Genomic DNA, 4,862 nt, shown 5'->3' with positions numbered 1-4,862 from the left:
AACGAAATCACTGCGGTACTTGCATCAGCGGTTATGTACGAAATGATCACATTGATCGCATTAAAGAAAAGACGGCAACAAGAGAATAGATAAAAGGGAGGAAACAACTTGATCAATTTGAAAATGTTTATAAATGGTGAGTGGAGAAATTCAAGCAACCAAGCTGTACGTGATATTATCAATCCAGCCAATGGAGAAGTAATTGCCCAGGCTGCGGAAGGAACTCTGGAGGATGCAAAAGCAGCAATTCAGGCTGCCAGAACTGCTTTTGATAGCGGAATTTGGTCAGACCTGCCAGCTGCAGAGCGAGCAAAGTACTTATATAAAATAGCTGATAAACTGGAAGAACAATTTGATGAATTGGTTGATTTAGAAGTAATGAATAACGGAAAGACGAGAGCTGAAGCGGAATTTGATATTCAAGATTCGGCAACTTGTTTCCGGTACTATGCAGGATTAATTACGAAACCTGCTGGTGAAACATACGATGTTCCGGATCCTGATATTCAGTCGATGGTCGTTCGTGAACCTGTTGGTGTCGCAGGACTTATTGTCCCATGGAATTTTCCTCTGCTGATGGGCGTCTGGAAAGTAGCTCCTGCCCTCGCAGCCGGGAATACGATTGTATTCAAACCTGCTGAAATCACGCCTATCACAGCGATAAAGTTGTTTGAAATCATGGAACAGATTGGAATTCCGGCGGGAGTTGCTAATCTCGTTCTTGGTGCGGGAGGAGTTATCGGTCAAGAAATAGCAGAAAGCCATAAAGTGGATGTTGTATCCTTCACAGGAAGCACACTGACCGGAAGGAAAATCATGCAGGCTGCGTCCGGGAACTTGAAGAAGACTTCCCTAGAACTAGGAGGAAAATCTCCCAACATCATTTTTGATGATGTTGACTTGGAAATTGCGGTTGATCAGGCTTTGTTCGGCATCTTTTTTGGGGCTGGTCAAATATGTGCAGCTGGAAGCCGTATCCTTGTTCAAGAAGGAATATATGATGATTTCGTCGAGCGATTTGTTGAACGTGCCAACAAGATAAAAGTTGGTCCAGGAAATGAAGAGGGGATGGAAATGGGGGCTATCGCCAGCGAGAAACAAATGAATCAAATTTTGAACTATGTTAAAATTGGCCAAGAAGAGGGCGCTGTTCTCAGAACTGGTGGTAATCGGATCATGGATAGGGGATTGGACAAAGGCTTCTTCATTGAGCCGACTGTTTTCACAGATGTAAAGCAGGAGATGCAAATCGTACAAGAGGAGATCTTTGGTCCTGTCGTCACTATCCAAAAGTTTAAAGATGAAAAAGAAGCTATTGAATTAGCCAATGATGTTGATTTTGGATTGGCAGGCGGTGTCTTTACGAATGATGGAGCTCGTGCTTTGCGCGTCATCAAAAAACTTCGTGCAGGTATCACCTGGATTAATACCTATCATCCGACGTTTGTCGAAGCGCCGTGGGGCGGCTATAAACAGAGCGGTATAGGGCGTAGCCTCGGAACATATGGATTGGAAGACTTCCAAGAGATTAAGCAGATCAATAGTAATATGAATGTAGGGACAACAGGCTGGTTCAAAAAATGATAAAAAACTCAACAGTGCTAAGGTGCATTGTTGAGTTTTTTACTTTCAATATTCTTTATTGGGCAGTAAATTCTCCATCCACAACGAATTCAGAACAGAGTAGCTAGATTCGTCAGGGCCAAGGAATAAAACGAGATTATGTTACTTCCTCTGGTTTGGACATTCTTTGATTTGGAATAAACTTCGTAAATTCTTGAATAGCATCTTTTGCATCGTCCTGTGCAACTTTACCATTTAATCTACTCATCTTTATCTGCCTCTTTTGATGGATAATATGTAACCAAACCCATTATGATAAATCCAAATTTTTTTATATGAATTCATTCAAGTGACATGATTCTTTTTATCTGTTAGACAAGATCAATAATCCCATTAATGCTATAACTCCAACTGTACCAATTATAGCTAATAAATTTAGAATTCTATTTGTCCTTGCTTCAGTTTTGAATAATTTGCAGAGAACGAAGTAAGCTGAAATGCCGATAATCCCGCCCAATGTATTTCCTGAAAAATCGGTAATGTCAGTAGCCCCAATAGCAAATATGTATTGGGTGACTTCAAATAACAAGCTTATGCTTGCTATTGGTGCTATATTTTTTATTAATCTCCAATCTGGTTTCAGCATGCCCATGTAGATTCCAAATGGAATAAAGATAAGTATATTATTGATAATCTCGTCAAGATCTATTTGCTGATTAATGATGACTGAACCAGCAAAAGGGACGAGGTTTATTTTTCTTAAGTGAGGCAGCTCTTCAAATGAAAAAGTCATTTTGAATAATATAATCCATGTTAATACAACTAAATATATAATTAATAGACTTATAGTAACTAACTTTTGGCGTCTTTTTAACTCTTCTGTCACGACTTATCACTCTTTACATTATTATTCTATCATTCACAATGGAAGAACCTTGCTTATTTTCAATTGCAAATGAGGTTGTCATCTTTACCTGTTACTTTTATAGACGCTAACATAGGGGAAGATCACTACACAAAAAAAGAGCATATCACCTTCCAGCATAGTAGATCATGATGATAGGAGCTTAAATTTTTAAACATTCCTTGCCTTTCTCTCTGCATAAATTCTCGATATTCTATTTGTAGAATAGCATTGGGTGGTGTCTCGTTTGAGGAAAATCTCGGTAAAAATAGGTCTTCTCTTCTTCTGTTTGATTTTTTCAATGGAAGTATGCTTATTTTTTTTATTGCATCAGAAAATTGCTCACTCAAGAATTGATGAACAGCTCTCTGCATTAGTCACTAGGGGAAATAACCATCGCGATGTATTGGAAACATACTACAATCAAGAGACAATTAGCCATATTGCTTTAATGGAAGTGAAGTCTGATACAGAGGTAGTGATTATAAACGAACAGGGAGAAGTGATCATTTCTTCTGCAGAAATGAACCACCAAATCCAAAATGTACTAAATCTAGCCAAAAAAGATATTTCAAGAAACGGAAAAGTCATTGATGACAACTGGAAATCAGGAGCATATATTGCAACCGTTACTCCTTTTACAGCAGGTGCTAATAAGGGGTATTTATATATGTTTCAGGATACGGGCCAAATAAAACAATTAATGAAACAGTTAAATAGACATTTCCTCATTGCTGGTATTGCAACCGCTTTTGTAACAGCGATTATTATTTTAATTCTGTCGAGGATTATCGCAAAACCGCTTATAAAAATGAAGGAAGCAACCAAAAAGCTTAGTCAAGGAAATTTTTCAATTCAACTTGAAAATAATAGCAACGATGAGCTGGGGGAGCTTGCTAAGTCTATACAGCTTTTATCAAGTGAACTAAATCATTTGAAGACAGAGAGAAATGAGTTTTTGGCAAGCATTTCACATGAATTGAGAACACCGTTGACCTATATCAAGGGGTATGCGGAGGTCGCCAAAAGAGGTCATCTAGGAATGGACGAACGTTTGAGTTATTTAAAAATCATTACAGAAGAAACGACCAAATTGACGACACTTGTTACCGAATTGCTGGAGCTTGCACAACTTGATAATAACACTTTTACCATTCAAAAAGAGGTCTTTAGTGTCTATGACTCATTACAAAAAGTCTCGCAAAAGCTCTTGCCCTCTTTCAAGCAAGCAGAGATTACATTACTTATCGTTTGTCCTGAAAACATTCAAATCCTTGCAGATCCTGTTCGATTCGAGCAAATTATTGTTAACTTATTAGAGAACGCTAGAAAATACTCTCCAAAGGGAACCATTACGACCGTAGAGGTTGCTAAAAGAAATACGGGGATAATCATCTCAATCCAAGATCAAGGAAAAGGGATTCCGAGTAGCGATATTCCGCTCATCTTTGAACGGTTTTACCGGGTCGATAAGTCACGCTCAAGGGAATTAGGAGGTACGGGCCTTGGATTAGCCATAGTAAAAGAATTAATTGATGCCCATCACTGGGATATTGAGGTTTCCAGTAAAATCAATCAAGGGAGTACTTTTACCATTATTGTGAGGGATGAGTCATAAATATGCGAAAAATATAATTGTAGATGATGAAGATCGGATGCGAAACCTGATTTCGCTATATTTGTCTCCAGCGGGTTATGAATGTATTTCTGTATCATCTGGTGTCAAAGCAATACACTATTTATCAAAGCATTTGTGCGACTTAGTCGTACTTGATGTAATGATGCCTGAAATGGATGGGTGGGAAACTTGTAATAGAATGAGAGAATTTTCCGATGTTCCTATCATCATGCTGACAGCCAGAACTGATAAATCTGATATTGTCAAAGGGTTAAATACCGGGGCTGATGATTATATAACAAAGCCTTTTGATTCGGGTGAGCTGCTTGCACGAATAGAAGCCATCTTTAGACGTGCTAAACCTGAAGAAGACAAAACGATCCGCTTTAAAGGTCTGACATGGAATGAAGATTCATACTCACTTAGCTACCGGGACAAAGTCATTCAAGTAACTCCTAAAGAGTTTTCCTTAGTGGGCTTGTTATTAAAGCATCCAAGGCGAGTCTTCACAAGGGAGCAGTTACTCACCATTATTTGGGGGCTTGAGGCTGGAACGGAAGATAGGACCATTGATTCCCATATTCGGAATATCCGCGACAAATTAAGAAATGCCGGCTTTCCGATAGACGAGCATCTTACTACCGTTTGGGGGATTGGCTATAAATGGGAAAATGATTAACCTAATAAAAAGAATAACTTTCATCACTAGCGTTGCATAAACGATGTTTTAATATTCTGTAAGTATACCTTCCTGAAAAACGCTAAAAAAAGCAAAGC

4 protein-coding genes are annotated in these 4,862 nt (G+C 38.6%); 3 read left to right on the top strand and 1 reads right to left on the bottom strand.

Annotated features, from left to right (window positions below; all coding sequences use genetic code 11):
* Nucleotides 1-108: 108 nt before the first annotated feature.
* Complete coding sequence (locus tag H9631_RS21895; RefSeq protein ID WP_191816540.1) at nt 109-1,584, top strand: aldehyde dehydrogenase family protein; 1,476 nt, start codon at nt 109-111, stop codon at nt 1,582-1,584.
* A 343-nt stretch (nt 1,585-1,927) separates the two neighbouring features.
* Here H9631_RS21895 and H9631_RS21890 read toward each other — a convergent pair whose 3' ends face one another.
* Nucleotides 1,928-2,449, bottom strand: a complete 522-nt coding sequence (locus tag H9631_RS21890; RefSeq protein ID WP_191816539.1) for a VanZ family protein — start codon at nt 2,447-2,449, stop codon at nt 1,928-1,930.
* A gap of 265 nt (nt 2,450-2,714) precedes the next feature.
* Between H9631_RS21890 and H9631_RS21885 the strand changes: the two genes are divergently transcribed.
* Both H9631_RS21885 and H9631_RS21880 read left to right on the top strand, forming a co-directional pair.
* A complete protein-coding gene (locus tag H9631_RS21885; protein ID WP_191816537.1) occupies nt 2,715-4,085 on the top strand; it encodes a HAMP domain-containing sensor histidine kinase in 1,371 nt (456 codons plus the stop codon).
* A complete protein-coding gene (locus H9631_RS21880; protein ID WP_191816535.1) occupies nt 4,075-4,764 on the top strand; it encodes a response regulator transcription factor in 690 nt (229 codons plus the stop codon). The genes H9631_RS21885 and H9631_RS21880 overlap by 11 nt, the downstream gene beginning before the upstream one ends.
* The last annotated feature ends 98 nt before the right edge of the window (nt 4,765-4,862 follow it).

The sequence above is a fragment of the Bacillus norwichensis genome, from assembly GCF_014836955.1.
GTDB classification, from domain to species: domain Bacteria; phylum Bacillota; class Bacilli; order Bacillales; family Bacillaceae_C; genus Siminovitchia; species Siminovitchia norwichensis.
The sequence above is the reverse complement of the archived record's forward strand: the minus strand, read 5'-3'. Positions and strand labels throughout refer to the sequence as shown.